This is a genomic window from Azospirillum isscasi (assembly GCF_030849505.1).
GTDB lineage: Bacteria > Pseudomonadota > Alphaproteobacteria > Azospirillales > Azospirillaceae > Azospirillum > Azospirillum isscasi.
In genome coordinates, this window is the sequence record NZ_JAUJFI010000038.1 from 1 (window position 1) to 21,956 (window position 21,956).

At 69.1% G+C, this 21,956-nt stretch carries 21 protein-coding genes and 2 pseudogenes; 11 read left to right on the forward strand and 12 right to left on the reverse strand.

The genetic code is table 11. The features are described from left to right. The 10 genes and pseudogenes from QSG27_RS10340 to QSG27_RS10385 all read right to left on the reverse strand — a co-directional run. Positions 1-994 (reverse strand): annotated as a pseudogene (locus QSG27_RS10340) (sensor histidine kinase); the annotation flags it as partial. Positions 995-1,165: 171 nt separating this feature from the next. Next, positions 1,166-1,966: a DODA-type extradiol aromatic ring-opening family dioxygenase gene (locus tag QSG27_RS10345; protein ID WP_306705789.1), complete on the reverse strand. Its 801-nt coding sequence runs from the start codon at positions 1,964-1,966 to the stop codon at positions 1,166-1,168. A 112-nt stretch (positions 1,967-2,078) separates the two neighbouring features. Then, complete coding sequence (locus tag QSG27_RS10350; protein ID WP_306705791.1) at positions 2,079-2,558, reverse strand: F0F1 ATP synthase subunit B family protein; 480 nt, start codon at positions 2,556-2,558, stop codon at positions 2,079-2,081. Then, positions 2,555-3,205, reverse strand: a complete 651-nt coding sequence (locus tag QSG27_RS10355) for a F0F1 ATP synthase subunit B family protein (RefSeq protein WP_306705793.1) — start codon at positions 3,203-3,205, stop codon at positions 2,555-2,557. The genes QSG27_RS10350 and QSG27_RS10355 overlap by 4 nt, the downstream gene beginning before the upstream one ends. Before the next feature lie 87 nt (positions 3,206-3,292). Then, entirely contained in the window at positions 3,293-3,517 is a 225-nt protein-coding gene (locus tag QSG27_RS10360) for an ATP synthase subunit C family protein (protein WP_014239727.1), read from the reverse strand. 73 nt (positions 3,518-3,590) lie between these two features. Then, positions 3,591-4,334: a F0F1 ATP synthase subunit A gene (locus QSG27_RS10365; RefSeq protein ID WP_094305931.1), complete on the reverse strand. Its 744-nt coding sequence runs from the start codon at positions 4,332-4,334 to the stop codon at positions 3,591-3,593. A gap of 12 nt (positions 4,335-4,346) precedes the next feature. Further along, positions 4,347-4,709 carry an AtpZ/AtpI family protein gene (locus QSG27_RS10370; protein WP_306705803.1) on the reverse strand — a complete coding sequence of 121 codons (363 nt, stop codon included), beginning with the start codon at positions 4,707-4,709 and terminating at the stop codon, positions 4,347-4,349. Between the two features lie 176 nt (positions 4,710-4,885). Further along, complete coding sequence (locus QSG27_RS10375) at positions 4,886-5,488, reverse strand: SCO family protein (RefSeq protein WP_306705805.1); 603 nt, start codon at positions 5,486-5,488, stop codon at positions 4,886-4,888. 81 nt (positions 5,489-5,569) lie between these two features. After that, positions 5,570-7,732, reverse strand: a complete 2,163-nt coding sequence (locus tag QSG27_RS10380; protein WP_306705807.1) for a bacteriohemerythrin — start codon at positions 7,730-7,732, stop codon at positions 5,570-5,572. A gap of 287 nt (positions 7,733-8,019) precedes the next feature. Beyond that, positions 8,020-8,757: a PhoH family protein gene (locus QSG27_RS10385; RefSeq protein WP_306705809.1), complete on the reverse strand. Its 738-nt coding sequence runs from the start codon at positions 8,755-8,757 to the stop codon at positions 8,020-8,022. Between the two features lie 755 nt (positions 8,758-9,512). Here QSG27_RS10385 and minC point away from each other — a divergent pair. From minC to QSG27_RS10435, 10 genes and pseudogenes are all read left to right on the forward strand, one after another. Then, the gene (minC, locus tag QSG27_RS10390) at positions 9,513-10,271 is read left to right on the forward strand and encodes a septum site-determining protein MinC (protein ID WP_407653201.1); all 759 of its coding nucleotides are present in this window, start codon (positions 9,513-9,515) and stop codon (positions 10,269-10,271) included. A 153-nt stretch (positions 10,272-10,424) separates the two neighbouring features. Further along, positions 10,425-11,240, forward strand: a complete 816-nt coding sequence (gene minD, locus QSG27_RS10395) for a septum site-determining protein MinD (protein ID WP_306705813.1) — start codon at positions 10,425-10,427, stop codon at positions 11,238-11,240. Beyond that, complete coding sequence (gene minE / locus QSG27_RS29335; protein ID WP_456062065.1) at positions 11,237-11,635, forward strand: cell division topological specificity factor MinE; 399 nt, start codon at positions 11,237-11,239, stop codon at positions 11,633-11,635. The genes minD and minE overlap by 4 nt, the downstream gene beginning before the upstream one ends. Before the next feature lie 252 nt (positions 11,636-11,887). Beyond that, positions 11,888-13,267, forward strand: a complete 1,380-nt coding sequence (locus QSG27_RS10405) for a CRTAC1 family protein (protein WP_306705815.1) — start codon at positions 11,888-11,890, stop codon at positions 13,265-13,267. 224 nt (positions 13,268-13,491) lie between these two features. Beyond that, on the forward strand, positions 13,492-14,040 hold the full coding sequence (locus QSG27_RS10410) for a PAS domain-containing protein (protein ID WP_306705817.1): 549 nt from the start codon (positions 13,492-13,494) through the stop codon (positions 14,038-14,040). 793 nt (positions 14,041-14,833) lie between these two features. Continuing rightward, positions 14,834-15,325: pseudogene (locus QSG27_RS29260) on the forward strand (methyl-accepting chemotaxis protein); the annotation flags it as partial. Positions 15,326-15,826: 501 nt separating this feature from the next. Continuing rightward, entirely contained in the window at positions 15,827-16,903 is a 1,077-nt protein-coding gene (locus QSG27_RS10420; protein WP_306705821.1) for a methyl-accepting chemotaxis protein, read from the forward strand. 79 nt (positions 16,904-16,982) lie between these two features. Next, a complete protein-coding gene (gene dgcA / locus QSG27_RS10425; RefSeq protein ID WP_306705823.1) occupies positions 16,983-17,981 on the forward strand; it encodes an N-acetyl-D-Glu racemase DgcA in 999 nt (332 codons plus the stop codon). After that, complete coding sequence (locus tag QSG27_RS10430; protein WP_306705825.1) at positions 17,978-18,352, forward strand: cupin domain-containing protein; 375 nt, start codon at positions 17,978-17,980, stop codon at positions 18,350-18,352. The genes dgcA and QSG27_RS10430 overlap by 4 nt, the downstream gene beginning before the upstream one ends. Next, positions 18,349-19,551: an aminotransferase class V-fold PLP-dependent enzyme gene (locus QSG27_RS10435; protein WP_306705827.1), complete on the forward strand. Its 1,203-nt coding sequence runs from the start codon at positions 18,349-18,351 to the stop codon at positions 19,549-19,551. Before QSG27_RS10430 ends, QSG27_RS10435 begins: the two co-directional genes overlap by 4 nt. A gap of 8 nt (positions 19,552-19,559) precedes the next feature. Here QSG27_RS10435 and QSG27_RS10440 read toward each other — a convergent pair whose 3' ends face one another. Next, a complete protein-coding gene (locus tag QSG27_RS10440; protein WP_306705829.1) occupies positions 19,560-20,744 on the reverse strand; it encodes a glycosyltransferase family 4 protein in 1,185 nt (394 codons plus the stop codon). Between the two features lie 84 nt (positions 20,745-20,828). After that, the gene (locus QSG27_RS10445) at positions 20,829-21,230 is read right to left on the reverse strand and encodes a 4a-hydroxytetrahydrobiopterin dehydratase (protein ID WP_306705831.1); all 402 of its coding nucleotides are present in this window, start codon (positions 21,228-21,230) and stop codon (positions 20,829-20,831) included. Positions 21,231-21,346: 116 nt separating this feature from the next. Between QSG27_RS10445 and QSG27_RS10450 the strand changes: the two genes are divergently transcribed. Beyond that, the gene (locus tag QSG27_RS10450; RefSeq protein WP_306705833.1) at positions 21,347-21,940 is read left to right on the forward strand and encodes a uracil-DNA glycosylase; all 594 of its coding nucleotides are present in this window, start codon (positions 21,347-21,349) and stop codon (positions 21,938-21,940) included. Positions 21,941-21,956 lie beyond the last annotated feature (16 nt).

The window sequence follows — 21,956 nt, forward strand, 5'->3', positions numbered from 1 at the left end:
GCCAGGACTGCTCGGCCAGCCCGCCGCGCAGATCGGCCGCGATGGCGTCGTTGCGCTGGCGCACCTCCGCCGCGTGGGCCGCGACGGCGGCGGCGTTCGGCGCCAGCCGCTCGGCGCGCAGGGTATCCTCGTCGGCGAGGGAGGTCTCGATGCCGTCCAGCACGCCGTCGATGCCGGCGAGCGCCGCTTCCACCTCGTCGATGGTCTGGCGGGTGCCGGGGACCCAGAGATAGCGGTTCATTTCCGCCAACTTGGCGCGGGCGTTGCCCAGCTCCGCGCGCATGCGCAGCGAGTCGCGGTCGTCGCGCCGCGCCATGTAGCGGCCGAGATGGTCCTGCATCATCAGGATCGCGACGGTCGCGTCCCCGGCCAGCGCCGCGGAATCGACGCCGCCGGCGTCCTTCAGCCGACCCAGCCCGGCCCGGATCCGGGAAATTTGCGGTTCCAGCACCGACTCGGTGAGGCGGGCGCGCTCGCCGCGCAGGGCCACCAGCGATTCGAAACCGGCCCAATAGGCATCCAGCGCCTTGCGCGCCTCCTCCACCGAGCGACGGTCGGCGTCGCCGCGCACCATGCCGGCCAGCGCGGTCAGCCGGTCCAGCATGCCGTCGCGGCGCAAGCCGGCGTCGAGCAGGCTCTGCTGGTCGCCCTCCGCCAGATGGTCGCGCACCGAGACCTCCAGGTCGCGCAGCGCGATGTCGAGATCGGCGGCGGTCTGGGACGAGTCGGCGTAGGCGGAGAAGGTCCCGACCTGCCGGCTGACCCCGTAGAGCGAGGCCACGCCGATCAGCGCCAGCAGGAGCACCAGAGCGAGCACCGCGCCGAAGCCGAGCCCGACCCGCGCGGCGAGCGTCAGCCCGTCCAGCCGGCGCAGAAGGCCCAGCCCCGGAAAGGGGCGGTTGGCGCCGTCCCGGCCCTTACCCCGGGCGTTGTCCGGGGCACCGATGGAGGGAGGGGCGTCGCCGGACCGGGGCAGGGTTCCGTTCCGCTTCACGCCACGTCCCGTACGCGCTGTCGTTCGTAAGACACGAGATCCGGCCGAATGCTGCGGGCGGGGAAAGCCCGACGTTGTCAGAAACCCTGCCGTGTGCACGGACGGGTGGCGCGGATTGTAGCTTGGCGAAGCAACGGCGCAAACAGACAAGTGCGAACGGTCCGGCGCGCTTTAATCATCCGCCATGCCGTGGAAGGCATAAGCGTGCATGCCGATGCTGCCATGCTCGAAACCGGCGTGAAGCCGTTCCGTCCGCACGGCTTTGCCGGCGGCGCCGAAGGCCACGGGCAGCGGCAGGAAATGCTCGTCGGTGGGGTGGGCCGTCCTGGCCTGCGGGCAGAGGGCCTTCCAGTCGGCCAGGGACGGTTCGTCGCCCGCCGCCAGCACCCCGTCGAGCCAATCGGCGAAGCCCTCCGCCCAGCCGGCCACGCCGCTCTCGCCGAAGCGGAAATCGCCGAGATTGTGGACGGCGCCGCCGCTGCCCAGGACCAGCACGCCCTCGCGCCGCAAGGGGGCCAGGGCGCGGCCCAGCGCGATGTGGTCGGCGGCGGTGGCGCCGGGCTGGACCGAGAGCTGGGCGACCGGGATGTCGGCCTCCGGGTACATCAGCATCAGCGGCACCCAGGCGCCATGGTCGAGTCCCTGGCCGGGCTCCACCGCGGCGCCGGTCAGGTCCCGCACGCGGTCGGCCAGCGCCGGGGCGCCGGGCGCGGCGTAGCGCATCGCGTAGAGGGCGCGGGGGAAGCCGTAGAAGTCGTGGATGGTGTCCGGCTGCGCGGCCCCGCTGATGGTGGGGCGGCGGGTCGTCCAGTGGGCCGACACGGCGATCACCGCGGAGGGGCGGCCCAGCCGCCTGCCCAATCCCGCCAGGAAATGGCGGCCGGGCGAATCCTCGATGATGAGGGTGGGGGCGCCGTGGGAAACGAAGACGCTGGGGAAGGGCAGGGGGGAAGTCGGCTGGGTCGCGGTCATGAAAGTGGCTCCGGGTTGCGGAACCATTCGACCAAAGAAAAACCCCGGCGCCTAGGCCGGGGTTTTTCGAAAGACCGTTGCCGCTGCTGCAACGATGCGCCGGGTCGGACGCTCAGTGCAGGTGCTTCGGCAGTTCGGCGATCGCCTGATCGATCAGCTTGTCCGCCTGGGCCGGCTGAATGCCGGTTTCCAGGATGCGGCGGCTGGCGTCGACGGCGATGTCGACGGTCAGGTTGCGGACCTCGGCCAGAGCGGAGGCTTCCGCCTGGGCGATGCGGTCCATGGCCTGGGCCTCGCGGCGCTTCAGCGACGCTTCGAGGTCGGAGCCGGCCTGCGAGCGGAGACGGTCGGCCTCCTCGCGGGCGTGGGCGATGATGGCCTCGGCCTCCTTCAGCGCGTCGCGCTGACGGCGCTGGTAGTTGGCCAGCAGGGCCTGGGCGTCCTCACGCAGGCGCTGGGCCTCGTCCAGCTCCGCCCGGATCTTCTCGGCGCGGGCGTCGAGAAGGCCGGTGATCGCGCCGGCCGCCTTCTTCCACACCAGGGCGGCGAAGATCACGAAGGCGATGGCGACCCACATTTCAGGGGTATTCATGACCGGCGCTCCTCGATCACGGCGGCGACGGCCGCATCGGCCTGGGCCGCGTCGACGTCCAGCCCGGCCAGACGGCCGGCGACGTCACGGGCGATGTCGGCGGAGACGGACCGGACGTTGGCGATCGCCTGCTCCTTGGCCGCGGCGATGCTCGCCTCGGCGCTGCGCAGACGTTCGGCGTTCTCGGCGTTCAACTGGGCCTGGCGGGCGTGGTTGTTCGCATCGATCTCGGCGGCCACCTGGGCGATCAGGGCCTGGGCTTCGGAACGGGCCCCGGCGAGGGACTGATCGACCTGGGCCATGGCGGCCTCGGCCTCTTCCTTGAGCGAAGCGGCCTTGCTCAGGTCGCGCGAAATGCGCTCCTGGCGCTCCTCCAGAACCTCCGCCACGCGCGGCAGCGCTTTCTTGGACAGGAGGTAGTAGAGGGTGATGAAGGTCAGCGCCAGCCAGAAGATCTGGGTGGGGAAGGTGGCGGGATTGAGCTGCGGCAGGCCGCCGGCGGCATGCTCGCCGCCATGGGCGGCGTCCGGCGCGTGCTCCGCCGCCGCCGCCAGGACGTTACCGGCAAGCACGGTCAGAGTGGCGAGCGAGGCGCCCGCAGCACCCGACCAGCGGACCAGCCGTCGCTTGGCCAACAGGTTCGGCATGGATCGGTCCCCCTAGGCAAGAATGCGGCGCCGAAACTTCGAGAGCCCGGCGCCGCGTCAGAGCGAAGTTTGAAGTTCGCTCGGGCCTTAGGCGAACAGGATCAGGAAGGCGATCAGCAGGGCGAAGAGCGCGACGGCTTCCGTCAGCGCGAAGCCCAGAATGCCGATCGGGAAGACCTTCGGCTGGACGGCCGGGTTGCGGGCGATCGAGCCGATCAGGGTCGAGAAGATGTTGCCGATACCCAGGCCGACGCCGGCGAGAGCGATAACGGCCAGACCGGCACCGACGTACTTGGCGGCTTCAGCTTCCATGGTACTCATTCCTCTAGGTAAGGGTGAACTGTGGAGAAAAAGGTGAAGGGATGATCCGTGTCGGCGCTGGTGCTCAGTGCAGTTCCAGAGCGTCGCGGATGTACAGGCAGGTCAGGATCGAGAAGACGTAGGCTTGCAGGAACGCGACCAGGAACTCGAAGCCGGTCAGCGCGATGTTGATGGCCAGCGGGACGAGGCCGGCCAGGAAGCCGACGGCGCCCAGGCCGCTGATCATCATAACCGTGAAGCCCGCGAACACCTTCAGCATGGTGTGACCGGCCATCATGTTGGCGAACAGTCGGATCGACAGGCTGACGGGACGCATCAGGTAGGAGATCACCTCGATCGGGATGAGGATCGGGGCGAGGGCCACCGGCGCGCCGTGCGGCATGAAGAAGCTGAAGAAGTGCAGGCCGTGCTTCATCAGGGCCAGGACGGTCACGAACACGAACACCGTCGCCGCCAGCGTGAAGGTCACGATGATGTGGCTGGTGAAGGTGAAGGTGAAGGGGATCATGCCGACGAGGTTGCCGAACAGCACGAACATGAAGATCGCGAACACGAACGGGAAGTAGGGACGGGCGTCGTGCCCGGCGTTGTCCCGAACCATGTTGGCGACGAATTCGTAGAAAATCTCGGCCAGGGACTGGAGGCGGCCCGGAACCAGGGCGCGGCCAGACATGCCGAAGACGAGCAGCGCGTAGATCAGCGCGACCGCCACGACCATGAAGAAGGCCGAGTTCGTGAAGGACACGTCATACCCGGCGATCACGATCTGGAGGATCGGGTTGATCTGGAACTGGTGCAGCGGATCCAAGGTCGTCCTCGCTCAGTGTGCGTCGCCGTTGGGGCGCTCGTTGTCATCCTCACGGGCCCGGCGGTAGCCGGGGGCGAACCCGAGCCCGGTGATGGCCCGGTAGACATTCAGAATTCCGGCCGCCGCGCCGAGGAAGAACATGACGATCAATCCCCAGGGCGCCGTTCCGAGCCAGCGGTCGAGCAGAAGCCCGCCACCGACGCCAACGATCATGGCCGCGACCAGCTCGGTCCCGATGCGGAAGGCGATGCCGAGAGGACTCTGCGGCAGCCGGTGATATTTCCCCGGACCGCTCTGCGATTCCTTCCCTTCACGCGCCTTCTTCAGTCGGGCGTCAAGCTCTGCCAGAGACGGCGGGGGCTTTTCGTCGCTCATGTCGCTTCGTTGTCCCCGTTGGCTCGCAGCCACGCGAAAGCGGCGAGACCATACGGACAGGGCACAACCCTGTCAAGTCGCAAAACCCATAATACAAGTGCTTGAAAACCCAACGAAACCGCGCCGAAACCTTGGTAATACCGCGTCAAGGGGCACGGTTTCGCTCCCGCTTACCGTCAACCGGCGATCCGGCTGCCCAGATCCTGGGCCACGCGGTCGGCGCTGGTGCCCCCCGGATAGACCCCGAGGAAGCGCCCGTCAGGGCCCATCAGGTAAAGAAAACTGGAGTGGTCCATCAAATAGTCGCCGGGCTTTCCGCCTTCCTGCGGCGCCTTGGCATAATAGACCCGGTAGGCCTTCGCCGCGGCCTTCACCTGCTCCGGCGTGCCGGTCAGCCCGACCAGGCGGGGGTGGAACAGGGCCACATAGTCCTTCAGATGCGCCACCGTGTCGCGCTCCGGGTCGATGGAAATGAACAGCGGCTGCACCTTGTCCGCCTGCTGGCCCAGCAGGTCGAGCGTGCGGGCGATGGTGCCCAGCTCGGTCGGGCAGACGTCGGGGCAGTAGGTGTAGCCGAAATTGACCAGCAGATACTTGCCGCGGTAGTCGGCGTCGGTGACCGTCCGCCCGGTGTGGTCGGTCAGGGTGAAGGGGCCGCCGATGGGCACGCTGCTCTGCACCGTGCTGGCGGCGTTTTCGACCTGCCACCAGGCGATGCCGGCGGCGATCACGAGCCCCACGGCGGAGGCGGCGGCGATGCGGATGAGTCGGGCTTTCATGACAGCCTGGAATGGGGCGGCGCGCGGCCCAGGTCAAGGGGGCATGTACGCCGTCCGCTTCCGGTCCGGGGGAATGTCCGGTCAGGCCGCGCGCCGCACGGCCGCCGCCGGCTGGTCGTTCCCGCCGCGCCCTTCCAAATGGCTTCCGATGCGCTTGTCGAAGCGCTGGATGTGGCCGGTCAGCCAGTCGCGGAACAGGGCCAGCAGGTCGTCGCCGACCCGCGCCTCTCCGGACTCGAAGCGCTGCTTCAACTCGGCCACGCGCTTGCGCAGGGCGTCGTGCTGCGCCTTGTGCTGCACGAAGTCGGGATAGGCGGACCGCTCCATCACCCGCTCCTCCTGCTCGAAATGCAGGACGGTGTAGGCGACGAGCTGGTCGATGGCCGACCCGATGGCGTGCGGCACTTCGCCGCCCCGGATGCGCCGCGCCGCGCGGTTGATCAGCGCGACCAGAATCATGTGGTCGTTGTCGATGTCCTCCTGCCCGACGGCCAGCGTGTCGTTCCAGGGCATGAAGACGTCCTCCCCGGCGGGGGCGAAGAGGGAGGCCAGCTCCGCGCTGTTGATCGCCTCCACGTTGACCAGGAAGGCGTCCACCAGATTGCGCAGCGACCCGGCCTCCTGCGCCAGGCTTTCCGCGGCGTCGAGCAGGCTGTTGGCGGCCTTCTCCGTCTCCAGGGCGGAGGCGGAGACTTCGTCGATGCTGGTGGAGACCTGCTGCGTGCCCTGTGCCGCCTCCCCGGCGCTGCGGGCGATCTCGCCGGTCGCCGCACCCTGTTGCTGCACGGCGGCGGCGATGGATGTGCCGATCTCGTCGCTGCGCGCGATGATGCCGGCGATCTCGCGGATGGCGCTGACGGCGCCCTGGGACGCCTGCTGGACCTCGTTGATCTGCGCCGCGATCTCCTCCGTCGCCTTGGCGGTCTGGCCGGCGAGGTTCTTCACCTCGCCCGCCACGACGGCGAAGCCCTTGCCCATCTCGCCGGCCCGCGCCGCCTCGATGGTGGCGTTCAGCGCCAGCAGGTTGGTCTGGCTGGCGATGCTGGTGATCAGGTCGGCGACCTCGTTGATCTTCTGCGCCGCGTGGCCCAGCCCGTCGATGCGGTCGCTGGCCAGGCGGGAGGCGTGCACCGCCTGCATGGAGATGTGCGAGGAGGTGGCGACCTGCGTGCCGATCTCGGCGATGGCGCTGCTCAACTCCTCGGCGGCGGAGGCGACGGTCTGCACGTTCACCGACGCCTGCTGCGACGCCCCGGCGACCGAGGCCGCCTCGCGCATGTTGCGGTCGGCGGTGTCCGACAGGGAGCGCGCCGTGTTCTCCAGCGCCTGCACCGCCTTGCCGACCGTGCCGACCATGGCGCTGACCGTGGCGTCGAACCGCTCCGTCAGCCGCTCCAGGGCGCGGGCGCGCTGTCCGGTCACGCGGTGCTCCACCTGCCGGCGTTCCCAATGGCGCTGCAGGTCGATCTGGTTCTTGCGGAAGATCTCCACGGTGCGGGCCATCACGCCGATCTCGTCGCCGCGGTCCGTGCCGTTCACGGTCACCGCCGTGTCGCCGTTGGCCAGCGTCTGCATCACGCCGGTCATGGTGTGCAGTGGAAGGACGATGGCCCGGCTGACCAGCAGGGCGATGCCCGTCGCAACCAGGCCGATCAGCAGCCCCAGCCCGCCCAGGAACAGCGCGGCTTCGCGGAAGGCCGCGGCCACGTCGTCCACATAGATGCCCGACCCGATCAGCCAGCCCCAGGGCTCGAACCCGCGGACGTAGGAGATTTTCGGCACCGGCTCCGCATTGCCCGGCTTCGGCCACAGGTAATCGACGAACCCGCCTTCCGCCGCGAAGCCGACGCGGGTCATCTCGACGAACAGCAGCTTCCCGTTCGGATCGGCGGTGCGCGACTGGTCCTGTCCGTCCATCTCCGGGCGGATGGGGTGCATGATCATGCGCTGCGAGCGGTCGGTGATGAAGAAATACTCCGATCCGGCGTAGCGCAGCCGGCGCAACGCATCCTTGGCCGCCGCCTGGGCGGCGTCGCGGGCCAGGGTGCCCTTGCGCTCCATCTCCTCGTAATGGGCGACGAGGCTGTGCGCGACCTCCACCACGCTGCGGGTCTTGTCCTGACGGTCCTTCATCATCTCGGCGCGCAGGCCGAACAGGCTGACGACGGCGATCAGGGCGAGCCCGGCGGCCGCCGCGCCCAGGATGACGGAGATCTTACCCTTGATGCTGATGCGCTCGAACACCTGACGTTCCTCCGGTTTCATTTTCCGGCGCAGGCGCGCCGTCTCCGGCGGGGGGTGCTGCCCTGCCGGAAATTCTGCTAAATTTTTTCTTACTTTTGCTCCGAAGGGCTGACCGTCGTCAAGGCGGAGCAACCGCAGGTGAGAAAACGTCGCAGACCCGCCGCTGAAAGTTAAAAGGCTGATTTATTTTGCACTGCACAAAAGAAAGGGGAGGCCGATGGGCCTCCCGCAGTTGCGAATTTGTGTGCGAATGATTGCGCGCCGGCGCCGTCCGCCGGCCAATGTCTTCAGAGCACCGTCAGCATGCTGGCGACGAGCGGGTGGCGGACGATGTCGGTGTCGGTCAGACGGACGACGGCGATGCCCTCCACCGCCTCCAGCCGGCGCGCGATGTCGGCGAGGCCCGACAGGTTGTCCAGCAGATCCGACTGGTCGGGGTCGCCGGTCAGCACCATGGTGGAATGCCAGCCGAGCCGGGTCAGCAGCATCTTGATCTGGGCGTAGGTGCAGTTCTGCGCCTCGTCGATCACCACGAAGGCGTTGTTCAGGGTGCGCCCGCGCATGAAGCCCACGGGGGCGATCTCGATGGTGCCGTCGGCCATCAGGGCGCGCAGGCGCTTGGCGCCCAGCCGCTCGCTCAGCGCGTCGTAGAGCGGGCGCAGGAAGGGGGCCATCTTCTCGTGCATGTCGCCCGGCAGGTAACCGATGCTCTCGCCCGCCTCGATCGCCGGGCGGGACAGCACGATGCGGTCCACCTTGCCGTCCTCCAGCGCCTCCACCGCGGAGGAGATCGCCAGATAGGTCTTGCCGGTGCCGGCGGGGCCGAGCGCCACAACGAGATTATGGTCCCTGATCGCCTCCATCAGCCGCTTCTGGTTGGGGCTCTGGGGCTTGACCTTGCGGAGATAGCTCTGGTCGCGGCGGTCGGCTCCGGCCAGCGGGTCCCAGCCGGCGGCGGGGAACAGCGGGTGGACCGTCGACTCGGACGCCGAAACGGCGCCGCCTTTGGTCTGGCGTTTGGCCATGTCGCTCTCCTGACGTCACGTTGGTGGGCGGCGGCTCCGGGCACAAAAAAACCTCCCGCAAGGGGAGGTCCTGGATGTCGCAGGGCGACGGGATGGCCGGAGTCTGGCTTGCCGGTGCGAGGCGTGCGTCCCATCCGCCGCGCCGGCCGTGGAATGCCGGGGGCAGGCGGACGTTCGAAGACCGGACGCTCGGGAACGAAGGAGGATGCAAGCGGACCTCTTCGCCGGGAAATGAACCTCGCATAAGCAACATAGGTCTTGCAGGGGCGAACGTCAGTCGAAATTGCGGGCATCGCAAAAGATTCACACAAGATGTTGTGGATGCGCCGCAAGTGGGGGCCGGACGGCAACGGACTACCCCCAGAGACGGAGGAGTTCGGCGGGCCGTCCGCCGCGGGGATGCATCGGTGCGCGCCGGACCATCTTTGCGGGTGGCGGGGCGGAGGAAAGATGCCGCAGCGCGAAAAGGGCATAGACTTGCGAAACCCTTTGCCCGCGGAATCCAGTTCCGGTACCATACTTTGTGGTGGGACTTTCCGTTGACGCAACACATGGGCTTCCAGGCCGGGCGGGGGGCACCCTGTTCCGGCGCATCGCACGTGTGGCCAGCGGTTGTCACTCCATCGGCACCGGGAAAGGCTTGAACGGATGGGGGCGGCACCGCTAGAACGCGGTTGGGTGACCCTTCCGCCCTGGCGCCCTGCCGATGGCCCCAGACTTGCGGACGAAGCGGATTCGGCAGGAACACAAGCAGGATGGCAGCGGTGAGCAGCGCCAGGCAGGGTGCCGATCGGGACGGTCCGTTCCAGTTGCGGGGCAATTCCTTCACCATGATGGTGCTGAAGGTGAACGATCCGGCCTCGCCGGACTTCTTCACCCAGCTCGCCGTCAAGGTGCGGCAGGCGCCCAATTTCTTCCGGAACGCCCCGGTCGTCCTCGACTTCGAGGATCTGACGGAGGAGACCCCGCGTTTCGACGTCGCCGCGCTGGTGACCAACCTGCGCGCCCTGTATCTGCTGCCGGTCGGCTTCCAGGGCGGGCCGCGCGCGGTTCAGGAAGGCGCCCTGGCCGCCGGGCTGACCCCGATGCCCGCCGGGCGCGCCGCCAAGCTGGAATCCGCCGCCCGCGCCGCCGATCCGCAGGCCGGCGCCGCCCCGGTTCCGGCCCCGCCGCCCGAGCCGGTCTACCGCCCGGCGCTGCTGGTGACCGAGCCGGTGCGCTCGGGCCAGCAGATCTACGCGGAGAAGACGGATCTGGTGATCACCGCCCCGGTGTCCCCCGGTGCGGAGGTGGTGGCCGACGGCAACATCCACGTCTACGGCGCGCTGCGCGGGCGGGCGTTGGCCGGCGTGTCCGGCGATGCGAACGCGCGCATCTTCTGTCACAGCCTGGAGGCCGAGGTCGTCTCGGTGGCCGGGCTGTACCGCGTCAGCGAGGATTTCGGAAACGACGTGCTGAAGAAGCCGGTGCAGATTTTCCTGCGCGACGGCTATCTTCACATGGAACCCCTGTGATGGCGCCTTTGCAGGCTCTTCATCGAATGGCCCCCTGTGCGGTCCCCTCCATGGCGGCGGTGTCACGCAAAGCGTGCCCGGCACAGGCCCCCATCTGCGTAACCCGGTAACCGGACCTTGGCGGCAACTTTTAGGAACGTGGGAGAAGCTCCGTTGGGCAAGATCATCGTCATGACTTCCGGCAAAGGCGGCGTCGGCAAGACGACCTCCTCCGCCGCTTTCGCGACCGGACTCGCCTTGCGCGGCTTCAAGACGGTCGTCATCGATTTCGACGTCGGGCTGCGCAACCTCGACCTCATCATGGGCTGCGAGCGGCGCGTGGTGTTCGACTTCATCAACGTCATCAACGGCGAGGCGAAGCTGAGCCAGGCGCTGATCAAGGACAAGCGCATCGAGAACCTGTCGATCCTGCCGACCTCGCAGACCCGCGACAAGGACGCCCTGACCCGGGAAGGCGTGGAGAAGGTTCTGAACGAACTCTCCAAGGACTTCGACTACATCGTCTGCGACAGCCCGGCGGGCATCGAGCGCGGCGCCCTGATGGCGCTGTACTTCGCCGACCACGCGGTGATCGTGACCAACCCGGAAGTCTCGTCGGTGCGCGACAGCGACCGCATCCTGGGCGTGCTGGCCTCCCGCTCGCGCCGGGCGGAGCAGGGGCTGGAGCCGGTGACGCAGCAGCTCCTGCTGACCCGCTACGACCCGGAGCGGGTCGAGCGCGGCGAGATGCTGAAGGTGGACGACGTTCTGGAAATCCTGGCGATCCCGCTGCTCGGCGTGATCCCGGAAAGCCAGGCCGTGCTGCGCGCCTCCAACGTCGGCATGCCGGTCATCCTCGACGAGGCGTCCAACGCCGGCCAGGCCTATCTGGACGCGGTGTCGCGCTTCCTGGGCGAGGACGTGGAGCACCGCTTCGTCACGCCCCAGAAGAAGGGCCTGTTCAGCCGCCTCCTCCGGAGGTCCGCATGAGCATCTTCAGCTTTTTCCGGTCCGCCCCGCGCGCGTCTGCGGTCCAGGCCAAGGAGCGTCTCCAGATCGTCATGGCGCACGAGCGCGCCGGGCGGACCGGGCCGGACTATCTGCCGATGCTCCAGCAGGAGCTTCTGGCCGTCATCGCCAAGTACATCGACATCGACCAGAACAAGGTCGAGGTGAAGCTGGACCGCGGCGGCGACTGCTCGACCCTGGAGCTGAACATCGAGCTGCCGGCCCGCGAGGCCGCCGCCAAGGCGCTGAAGGAAAGCGCCAAGCTGGCGGTGGCCGGGAACCGGCCGCAGCCGGCCAAGGACGGGGACGAATCCGATGCCGTCAGGATGTCCGCTGGCGGCGCCCTGACCAACGGCGGCGTCAAAAAGCGCCGCTGACCGCGTGCCGCTCCTTACCGATCCCGCCGCAGCCGGCCCGCTGCGGCGGGATTTTTCATGCCCGCCATCTTCCCGGCCCGCCGGAACGCTTCCGCTTCGGTCATAGGCCGCCGCCCGCCGGCGGCTGGACTTCCGTGCGGGTTTACCTCCGCCGTTCGAAGAGGTATCAACGGATTGGTGCCCATCAGGGGCCGGCCCGTGCGGGCCATCCCCTCCCGGGGCGGCGTCGAGGCAGTGAGGGAGTGGCGGTCGATGTTCTTCGAATGCTCGCGGCTGATCGACGGCAACCAGCCGCGCCTGTCCAACGGCATCACCGTGACCGACGTCGATGGTGACGGGGCATTCGAACTGGTGGTCACGGGCTACGCCACCAACAACCTCGTTCTCAAGTGGGACGGCTCCCGGCTGGTGGACGTCGCCGGGCCGTTGCTCGCCGACCCTTCGGGCTGCGCGGTCGCCATCGCCGCCGCCGACGTGGACGGCGACGGGCGGGAGGAGCTGTACGTCCTGAACTCCGACCGGGCGAGCGGGCCGAAGGAGATGGGCGATCGGCTGTTCGCCTGTTTCGGCAAGCACTGGCTCGACCTGCTGGCCCAGCCGGAGAACGCCGGCATGGCGAACCGCGTCGCCGGACGGTCGGTGGTCGCCATGGACCGGCACGGCCACGGGCGCTATGGATTCGTCGTGGCGGCGGACGGCGGTCCCTTCCGCCTGTTCGAGCTGAGCCGCCGCGGGCGGCTGGAGGATGCGGCGGAGGAGGCGGGGATCGACATGATCGGCGCCGGGCGCGGCCTGCTCGCCCTGCCGTTCCTGTCCGACCGCGTGGACCTGTTCGCCTGCAACGAGGGCGGGCCGAACTTCCTGTTCCGCAACCTGGGCGACGGAACCTACGAGGAGATCGCCGAGGAGCGGGGCATCGCCGATTCGCGCGTCGCCGGGCGGGCAGTGGCCGCGGTGGACGGGCCGGGGGACGGCGGGTTCGGGCTGCTGGTCGGCGCCTGGGAAGGGCCGCAGCGGCTGTTCGTCCAGCGCTCCGGCGGTGGATTCGTGGACGAGGCCGATCCCGAGATGTCCTTTCCGGGGCGGGTGTCCAGCGTGGTGGCCGCCGATTTCGACAACGACGGCTACGAGGAGCTGTTCTTCAACCTGCACGGCGAGCCGAACCGCCTGTTCGCGTGGCGCGACGACCGCTGGCAGGCGGTCGATCTGGGCGACGCGCTGGAGCCAAAGGGGCTGGGGACCGGGGCGGCGGTCGCCGACATCGACGGCGACGGACGGCTGGAGCTTCTGATCGCGCACGGCAACGGGGCGGGCGGCGGATCGCCGCAGCCCCTGTCGTTGTACCGCACGGCGGCGAACCACAACGGGTGGCTGCGCGTGCTGCCGCTGACCCCCTATGGCGCGCCGGCCCGCGGCGCCATGGTGACCTGCACGGCGGGCGGGCGGCGGCAGCGCCGCTCCGTCTGCGCGGGCTCGGGCTATCTCTGCCAGATGGAGCCGGTGGCCCATTTCGGGCTGGGCAACGCCCGCGCGGTGGAGCGGCTGGAGGTGCGCTGGCCGGACGGCATGACGGCGATCATCGACAACCCGCCCATGGGCCGGCTGCTGACCGTTCCCTACCCGCCGGAATGAGCGGGGGACGCGCCCTCTCCCTTGATCCAGGCGCAGCGGACGGTTGAGCTGAATCATTATTTCCGTCCGGCAACGAATTTAATCTTTTGTATATCCCGCATGGTCTTTATTTTGCGGCGTCCGCCGGTGCCCGATGGGACCGCGCGGATGGGGAGATGTACGTCCTGTAATCGAATGCGAATCAATAAGGGGGCGCCGGGCTCTCGGCCCGCGACCGCAGGCACATGGCACACAGCGATGTTCTCAGTCCCGGCCCCCGCGACCGGACGCTGACCGGGGTCGAGCGGTTCTTCGACGCCGACGAGGTGATCGTTTCCAAGACCGACCTCAAGGGCCGGATCACCTACGCCAACCGCGTCTTCCAGCGGGTCGCCGGCTACAGCGAGGCCGAGCTGATGGGGGCTCCGCATTCCATCGTCCGCCATCCGGACATGCCGCGCTGCGTGTTCAAGCTGCTGTGGGACACGCTGGGGGCGGGGCAGGAGATCTTCGCCTACGTCGTGAACCGGGCGCGCAACGGCGACCATTACTGGGTGTTCGCTCACGTCACCCCCAGCTACGACGTCAATGGTCGGCTCATCGGCTATCACTCCTCGCGCCGGGTTCCGGACCGCAGCGCGATCGACAAGGTGGTGCCGCTGTACCGCACGCTTCTGGACATCGAAAACCGCCACGAAGACCGCAAGCAGGGCATGAACGAGGCCTTCGCCACCGTTGTCGGGCTGCTGACGGAGAAGGGGATCGGGTATGACGAATTCGTCTTCTCTCTCTAAGGCGTTCGGGCTGGGGGGCGTGGCCGCGCTGCTCGTCGCAGCGCTGCTGGTGACCGATTCGCTGGACATCGGCGGCGCCGCGCTGCGCATCGGCATCGGGGCGCTGGCGCTGGCCGCGCTGGTCGGCGTCATGCTGTGCATGGTGCGCGCCCGCGCCGCGGTGGGGCAGGCGGTGGCCGTCTGCCGGGCGGTGTCGCGCGGCGACTTCGAGGCGCGGGTCGTCAATGTGCGGGAGCAGGGCGACCTGGGCGAACTGATGCACGCCCTGAACGACTCGATCGACCGCACCGACGCCTTCATCCGCGAGGCCGCCGCCTCGATGAGCTACGTGTCGGCCAACAAGTATTTCCGGCGGATCGTGCTGAAGGGCATGCAGGGCAATTTCCTGCACGCCTCCCGCACCATCAACACCGCCACCGACGCCATCGCCACCAAGGTGAAGGGCTTCGCCGGCGTGACCAACCGGTTCGAGACGCAGATCCGCGCGGTGTGCGAGCAGGTGTCCGGCACCGCCCATCAGCTTGAGATGTCCGCCCGCGACATGGAGACGGACGCCCAGACCGCCACCGGCAAGGCGTCCTCCGTGGCCGCCGCGGCGTCGCAGACCGGCTCCTCGGTGGACAGCGTGGCCGTCGCGACGGAGGAGCTGTCCGCCTCAATCCGCGAGATCGCCCGTCAGGTGGAGGAGGTCGCCAAGGTCGCCGCCGGCGCCGCGGGCGAGGCCGAGCGCTCCAACGCCCTGATCGCCGAGCTGTCCGGCGCCGCCAAGACGGTGGGCGAGGTGGTGACCCTCATCAACGACATCGCCAGCCAGACCAACCTGCTGGCGTTGAACGCCACCATCGAGGCGGCGCGGGCCGGCGAGGCCGGCAAGGGTTTCGCCGTGGTGGCGCAGGAGGTCAAGCGGCTGGCCGACCAGACCGCCAAGGCCACCGGCGACATTGCCGGGCAGATCGCCGGCATCCAGTCCTCCACCGACGTGGCGGTCGCCTCCATCGTCGGCATCGGCCACACCATCCAGGACATCAACCAGATCGCCGGCGGCATCGCCTCGGGCATCGGGCAGCAGGGTTCGGCGATCCGCGAGATCGTCTGCAACATGGATCAGGCCGCCGCCGGCACCCGCGCCGTCACCGCCGACATCCAGGACGTCACCACCGCCGCCGAACGCACCAGCGGCACCGCCCACGCGGTCTTCGCCGCGTCGGAGCAGATGAGCGTCCAGGCCGACCGGCTGACCCGCGAGGTCCAGCTTTTCCTGGACGAGATGCACAAGGTCGCCTGACGCGGCCCTGTGCATCCGGTTTCGTGCATCCGGTTTCGTGCACCCGGTCTCGTGCATCCGGCCCTCTCACGCAGCCCCGTTGTGCAATCCGGGGCTTTCTTCCCGAAAAATTGCATTTGCCTAAGACATGAGCGTTGATTAGCGTCTTTGCATTTGCTTGTATCCTAAGCAGTGCCGAGGCTGCGGGTCTTCTCCTGCGACCTTTTGCCTCATTTTTTAGGAGAAGCCGGTGTTTTTGTTGCGGCGCACGCGACGCACAGGGTGCGCTGCGGCAAGAAGGGTGGCGCGTGTGATTGTTCGGACTCCAACATGACGCCGAATTCATCACAATTTCGAAACTGAAATCTCAAAAACGTTGTGGTTAATCCCGGTCCGTCGCGCGGAAGCGCAGGCGTTCCGCGGCTTTGCGCGCCCCGATGGTTTCGGGTGGGCGTTTGGCACAGCGTTTGATGGTTAGGCGTCTAAAAAAATATCCCACCCAAACTCACAGAGGTGCTCGGGATGAGCATGGCCGGAAACGAACTGTTCGAGCTTTCCCGCGGCGTCCTGGACGTCGCTTCCCGGAAGGTGTCCCTGATCGAAGACATCACCCGCCGCACCAAGATGCTGGCGATGAACGCGCTGATCGAGGCGTCGCGGGCGGGCGACGCCGGGCGGGGCTTCGCGGTGGTCGCCAACGAGGTCTCCGAAATCTCCAAGCAGGTGAACACCATCACCAAGGAGCTGCGGTCGGAGATCGTGTCCCGCGTCGATCACCTGACCACCACCGGCAGCGCCATGGTGCAGGAGATGCACGGGCGGCGTCTGGCCGACCTGTCGCTGAACATGATCGAGATCATCGACCGGAACCTGTACGAGCGGTCCTGCGACGTGCGCTGGTGGGCGACCGACAGCGCGGTGGTGGATTGCGCCGCCGACCCGAGCGAGGACAGCCGCCGGCACGCCTCCCACCGGCTGGGCGTCATCCTGGAATCCTACACCGTCTATCTCGACCTGTGGATCGCCGACCTGAAGGGCGAGGTGATCGCCACGGGCCGTCCGGGCCGCTATCCCGGCGCCCTGGGCGCCCACGTGGGCGACGAGGCGTGGTTCCGTCAGGCGCTGGCCACCCGCAACGGCGGCGAGTTCACGGTGGGCGACGTGGCCCGCAACGGCCGCCTGGAGGACCGGGTGGTCGCCACCTACGCCACCGCCATCCGCCGCGGCGGCGAGACGGACGGCGACCCCATCGGCGTGCTGGGCATCTTCTTCGATTGGGAGCCGCAGGCCGCCGCCGTCGTCCAGGGCGTCCGGCTGGAGGAGGAGGAGCGCGCGCGCTCGCGCTGCCTTCTGCTCGACGCGCGGCACCGGGTGATCGCGTCGTCCGACGGGCGCGGCATCCTCGGCGAGACGGTCCAGCTCCGCCGCAACGGGGAGAGCATGGGGCATTACGCCGACGCCGGCGGACGCACCTACGGCTATGCCCTGACGCCGGGCTACGAGACCTACAAGGGGCTGGGCTGGTACGGGGTGATCGTGCAGGACCCGGACCCGCGCCAGACGCAAACCGGCACCGGCGGGGCCGGGCTTCACGGGTAAGGCTGGCATTCCGACCCTGCTCTGGTCATCGCGGCGGGTTTGCTTACACTTCGGGTCCGTCGCGTTGCTGGAGAGTTGCATGTCGTCCACCGCCCGCCGTCTTTACGTCCGCCGCGATACCTTCCCCATCGCGGGGACCTTCCGCATATCGCGCGGCGCCAAGACCGAGGCCGAGGTCGTGGTGGCCGAGGTGGTGGAATCCTGCAAGCGGGGGCGCGGGGAATGCGTGCCCTACGCCCGTTACGGGGAGTCGCTGGACGAGACCGTCAGGACGCTGGAGTCCCTGGCCGGGGCGGTGGCGGACGGTCTGGACCGCGAGCGGCTGCGCGCCATCCTGCCCCCGGGGGCCGCGCGCAACGCGCTGGATTGCGCCCTGTGGGATCTGGAGGCCAAACAGGCGGGCAAGCCGGCCTGGAGGCTCGCCGGGCTTCCCGACGCGCCCAAGAAGCTGACCACCTGCTACACGCTGAGCGTGGACGAGCCCGCCGCCATGGCCGCCTCCGCGAAGGCGCGGGCGGCGGACCATCCGCTGCTGAAGATGAAGCTGACCGGGGAGGGCGATCTCGACCGCGTGCGCGCGGTGCGCGAGGCCGCCCCGGCCACCCGCCTGATCGTGGACGCCAACGAAGCCTGGACGCTGGAGATGCTCCACCGTTTCGCCCCGGTGCTGGCGGACCTGGGCGTCGAGTTGATCGAGCAGCCGCTGCCCGCCGGCCAGGACGAGGCGCTGCGCGGCATCGACTGCCCGGTGCCGCTGGGCGCCGACGAGTCCTGCCATGGGCTGGACTCGCTGGACCGGCTGAAGGGCATCTACCGGGTGGTGAACATCAAACTGGACAAGACCGGCGGCCTGACCGAGGCGCTGCTGCTGAAGCAGGCGGCGCAGGAGGCCGGTTTCGACATCATGGTCGGCTGCATGGTCGCCACCTCGCTGGCCATGGCGCCCGCCGTCCTGGTGGCGCAGGGCGCCCGCTACATCGATCTGGACGGGCCGCTGCTGCTGGCCGAAGACCGCACGCCGGCCCTGCATTACGAAGGCGGCACCCTGTTCCCGCCCGCCCCCGAACTGTGGGGATGAGCGTTCCCTTCGGCAACCTGCTGACGGGACTGCCGTCCGGTGCCTTATCAGGCGAAATTTTCACGACATTGACGGCCTCCGGGGCCTCGTCCGGGACGGTGCGGATCGAACGCATCCTGTCCACCGGGCAGGCGTCGCCGGACGGCTTCTGGTACGATCAGGGCTGGGACGAATTCGTCCTCGTCGTCCAGGGCGCGGCCCGCCTTCAGATCGAGGGCGAGGCGGAGCGTGCGCTCGGCCCCGGCGACTGGATGATGATCCCCGCCCGCCGGCGTCATCGCGTGGCCTGGACCGATCCCGGCGCCCCGACCGTCTGGCTGGCCGTCCACATCGGCGAACCGGGCCGCGGGCCCCAAAGGGAGGATGAATGACGATCGACGTCGCCCGCGCCCGCGCGGAGACACCGGGAACCCGGCACGTCGCCCATTTCAACAACGCCGGGGCCGCCCTGCCGCCGCAACCGGTGCTGGACGCGGTGACCGGGCATCTGGCGCTGGAGGCCGCCATCGGCGGCTATGAGGCGGCGGATCGTGCCGACGACCGGCTGGAGGGCGTCTACGGCTCCGTGGCCCGTCTGCTCGCCTGCTCGCGCGAGGAGGTGGCGCTGGCGGAGAGCGCGACGGCGGCCTGGGGCATGGCCTTCAACGCGCTGGCGGCGCTGCCGGGGGAGGGCTTCCGGCCCGGCGACCGCATCCTGGCCGCGCGTGCGGAATACGCCGCGAACCTCATCCCCTTCCTTCAGACGGCCCGGCGCACCGGCGCGGTGGTGGAGGTGATCCCCAGCGACGAGACCGGCCAGACCTCCGTCGAAGCGCTGGAGGCGATGATCGCGGCACCGGGGAAGGGACCCGTCCGGCTGATCGCCATCACCCACATCCCGACCAACGGCGGGCTGGTCAACCCGGCCTCGGCCATCGGGCGGGTGGCGCGGCGGCACGGCATCCCCTATCTGCTCGACGCCTGCCAGACGGTGGGCCAGATGCCGGTGGACGTGGAGGAGTTGGGCTGCGACTTCCTGTCGGCGACGGGGCGCAAGTTCCTGAGGGCGCCGCGGGGCACCGGCTTCCTTTATGTCCGCAAGGACTGGCTCGACCGCATCGAGCCGCACACGCTGGACCTCAGCGGCGCCACCCTGACCGGGCCGGACCGCTACGCCATGCGCCCCGACGCCCGCCGCTTCGAACTGTGGGAGAGCAACACCGCCGCCCGGCTGGGTCTGGGCGTGGCGGTGGATTACGCCCTGTCCTGGGGGCTGGAGGCGATCCGCGACCGCGCCTTCGGTTTGGCCGACGCGCTGCGGCGGCGTCTGGCCGAGCTTCCCGGCGTGACGGTGCGGGATCTGGGGGCGGAGCGCTGCGCCATCGTCACCTTCACGGTGGACGGGCGGGCGCCGCGCGCCATCAAGGCCGCGCTGGGGAGCCAGGGGATCAACCTGTCGGTCTCCTCCGCGCCCTCGACCCCCTTCGACATGGATGCCCGCGGCCTGAGCGAGGTCGTCCGCGCCTCTCCCCACTATTACAACGACGAGGAGGAGGTGGAGCGGTTGCTGCGGGCGGTGGCGGCGCTGTAGGGGCGGCGCTACAGGACCGACTCCAGGACCTCCGCCACCCCGTCCGCGTAGCGGTCCCAGGTCAGCCCGGCCAGGAAGGCAGCACCCGCCCGCCCGATGGCCGCGGCGCGGGCCCGGTCGGCCCACAGGCTTTCCAGCGCCTCGGCAATCTCCTCCACGTCGCTCTCGCCCCAGCCGTCCGTGCCGAAGGCGGTGCTGATGGCGCGCTGCCGGGTCAGCGGGATGCAGCGGTCCGCCCCGATCAGGTCCAGATGCCCGGTGTTGGCCGACAGGATGGACGGAACCCCGCAGGCCATGCATTCCATGGCGACGAGGTTGGTCCCGCCCTCGCCGCGGTTGGGGAACAGGCCGGCGTCCACCTCGCGCAGGATGCGGGCCATGTCGGCGTTGGGCACGGGGCCGAGGTCCATCACCTGATCGGGCCGCAAACCGTTGGCGATGGCCCAGGCGGCGCCGTCGAACTGCCCGTTCTCGTGGAATTGCACGGGCGCCACGGCGGGGTTGGCCTCCAGCGAGCGGGCGCTCTCCGGCCATGGGTTGTGCCAGGCGGTCAGCAGCAACGCCTCCGGGTGGCGCTCCGCGAAGGCGCGGAAGCCGAGCAGGGCGAGGTCCTGCCCCTTGCGGAACTCCGGCTTGCCGCCGGAGAAAACGACGAAGCGGTCCTTGAACCAGCCCAGCCTGGGCGCCGGGTGGAAATGGCTGGGATCGACGCCTTGCAGGACCGTCCGCACCCGCCCGATGCCGGCCCCGGTCAGAACCCGCTCGACGAAGCTGGAGCCGGCGACGATGGCCGCGCACTCCTCCGCCCGGGCGCGGCCGTCCGCGTCGATGCCGGTGTCCTCCAGATAGCAGACGCCGATGGTCGGCTGGCCGCGCAGGCTCACATTCTCCACCGACCGGCTGCCGACGAGGTTGTTGCCGAGCCCGCGCAGGACCGGCACCGACACCCCGACCTCCTGCCCGGCGTGGGGCGCGATCTGCTGGCAGAGCCTCTCCGATTCGCGGACGAAGCCGGCCATGCGCCGCCATTCCAGCGGGGAGAGGGCGATGTCCTCCAGCCGCAGCGGCAGCGAGCAGACCGGCACGAGCCGCCCGCTGCGCGTCCAGCTCAAGGCCAGTTGCAGGCCGTTGACGCCCCAGCCGCTGTAGCTGGACAGGCCCCATTGGATGACGGCGGGCTGGGCGTTGGGCATGGGGCGTCCTTCGGGTTGGCGTAACCCCCTCAGCCTACCCTCTCCCCGGAAGAGAGAGGGCAATGAAATGCGCAACCCGCAAGTTCACCCGTGCCGCGCGGTGGGGGAGACGTCGCCCATGGACTCCGACACCGGCGCGTAGGGCTCGTCCATCAGCCCTTCGACCTTTGCGGCCATGATGAAGTCGTTCTCGTGCAGGCCCCTGATCTTGTGCGTCCAGAAGGTGACCGTGCAGTGGCCCCAGCCGTAGAGGATCTCTGCGTGGTGGCCCTCCGCCTCGCACAGGTCGCCGACGCGCATCGCGAAATGCTGGGCCTCGCGGAAGTCGGCGAAGCGGTAGTCGCGCTCCAGCCGGTCCGGGTCCGGCTTGATCGACCAGCCGGGCACCTGCACCAGATAGCTTTCCGCCATGGCGCGGTCCATCGGGGGGATGCCGCCGCGGCAGGGCTCGCAGCTTTTGCCCGTCAGATCCTGATGTGCCGCCATGTTGCGTCCTCCTGTGTTGTTGGTTTCGAACCCCGGTTTCGAACCCCGGCTTCGAACAATGCTGGGGTCGCAACCTCGCGGCGGCAAGCCTCGCAACCAGCAGCGGAAGCGAAAGCATGACGGATCTGCCCTTCGCCGACGATCAGCAACCCAGCAAACCCGCCGCCGGGCCGCGGCTCGCCATCGTGGGGGAGGCGCCGGGGGCGGAGGAGGCCCGGCAGGGCAAGCCCTTCGTCGGGCGCAGCGGCCAGCTTCTCGACGAGACGCTGAAGGCCGCGGGGGTGGAGCGGGCGGAATGCCTTGTCGCCAACGTTTTCCGCTTCCAGCCGCCGGGCAACAGGGTGGGGCACTTCTTCGCCTCCCGCACCCGCGCGAGGAAGGAGGGGCGGGCGCTTGACGAGCGCTGGGGGCCGTTCGGCACCTCCGACTGGGTGCTGGCGGAGTTCTCCGGCGAGGTCGATCACCTGCAACGGACGCTGGAAGCCTACGCCCCCCGCGTCGTCGTCGCGCTGGGCCGCACGCCGCTGTGGGCGCTGACCGGGTTGAACGGGATCATGCAGTTGCGCGGCACGGTCCAGCCCTGCCGCCTCGTGCCGGGGGCGGAGGTGGTGGCGACCTTCCACCCCAGCTACATCCTGCGCGGCCAGCTCGCCGAGCAGCCGACCTTCCTGGCCGACTTGAAACTGGCCGTGTCGCGGTTGACGGGCTGAAGCGCGTCTACGCCCG

Coding starts and splice junctions, on each gene's coding strand:
- QSG27_RS10360 (WP_014239727.1), bottom strand. CDS start 3,517: ATGGAAGCTGAAGCCGCCAAGTACGTCGGTGCCGGTCTGGCCGTTATC.
- QSG27_RS10435 (WP_306705827.1), top strand. CDS start 18,349: ATGACGATCGACGTCGCCCGCGCCCGCGCGGAGACACCGGGAACCCGG.
- QSG27_RS10385 (WP_306705809.1), bottom strand. CDS start 8,757: ATGGCCAAACGCCAGACCAAAGGCGGCGCCGTTTCGGCGTCCGAGTCG.
- QSG27_RS10345 (WP_306705789.1), bottom strand. CDS start 1,966: ATGACCGCGACCCAGCCGACTTCCCCCCTGCCCTTCCCCAGCGTCTTC.
- QSG27_RS10410 (WP_306705817.1), top strand. CDS start 13,492: ATGGCACACAGCGATGTTCTCAGTCCCGGCCCCCGCGACCGGACGCTG.
- minC (WP_407653201.1), top strand. CDS start 9,513: ATGGCAGCGGTGAGCAGCGCCAGGCAGGGTGCCGATCGGGACGGTCCG.
- QSG27_RS10355 (WP_306705793.1), bottom strand. CDS start 3,205: ATGCCGAACCTGTTGGCCAAGCGACGGCTGGTCCGCTGGTCGGGTGCT.
- QSG27_RS10350 (WP_306705791.1), bottom strand. CDS start 2,558: ATGAATACCCCTGAAATGTGGGTCGCCATCGCCTTCGTGATCTTCGCC.
- QSG27_RS10450 (WP_306705833.1), top strand. CDS start 21,347: ATGACGGATCTGCCCTTCGCCGACGATCAGCAACCCAGCAAACCCGCC.
- dgcA (WP_306705823.1), top strand. CDS start 16,983: ATGTCGTCCACCGCCCGCCGTCTTTACGTCCGCCGCGATACCTTCCCC.
- QSG27_RS10420 (WP_306705821.1), top strand. CDS start 15,827: ATGAGCATGGCCGGAAACGAACTGTTCGAGCTTTCCCGCGGCGTCCTG.
- minE (WP_456062065.1), top strand. CDS start 11,237: ATGAGCATCTTCAGCTTTTTCCGGTCCGCCCCGCGCGCGTCTGCGGTC.
- QSG27_RS10375 (WP_306705805.1), bottom strand. CDS start 5,488: ATGAAAGCCCGACTCATCCGCATCGCCGCCGCCTCCGCCGTGGGGCTC.
- QSG27_RS10445 (WP_306705831.1), bottom strand. CDS start 21,230: ATGGCGGCACATCAGGATCTGACGGGCAAAAGCTGCGAGCCCTGCCGC.
- QSG27_RS10370 (WP_306705803.1), bottom strand. CDS start 4,709: ATGAGCGACGAAAAGCCCCCGCCGTCTCTGGCAGAGCTTGACGCCCGA.
- QSG27_RS10405 (WP_306705815.1), top strand. CDS start 11,888: ATGTTCTTCGAATGCTCGCGGCTGATCGACGGCAACCAGCCGCGCCTG.
- QSG27_RS10430 (WP_306705825.1), top strand. CDS start 17,978: ATGAGCGTTCCCTTCGGCAACCTGCTGACGGGACTGCCGTCCGGTGCC.
- QSG27_RS10440 (WP_306705829.1), bottom strand. CDS start 20,744: ATGCCCAACGCCCAGCCCGCCGTCATCCAATGGGGCCTGTCCAGCTAC.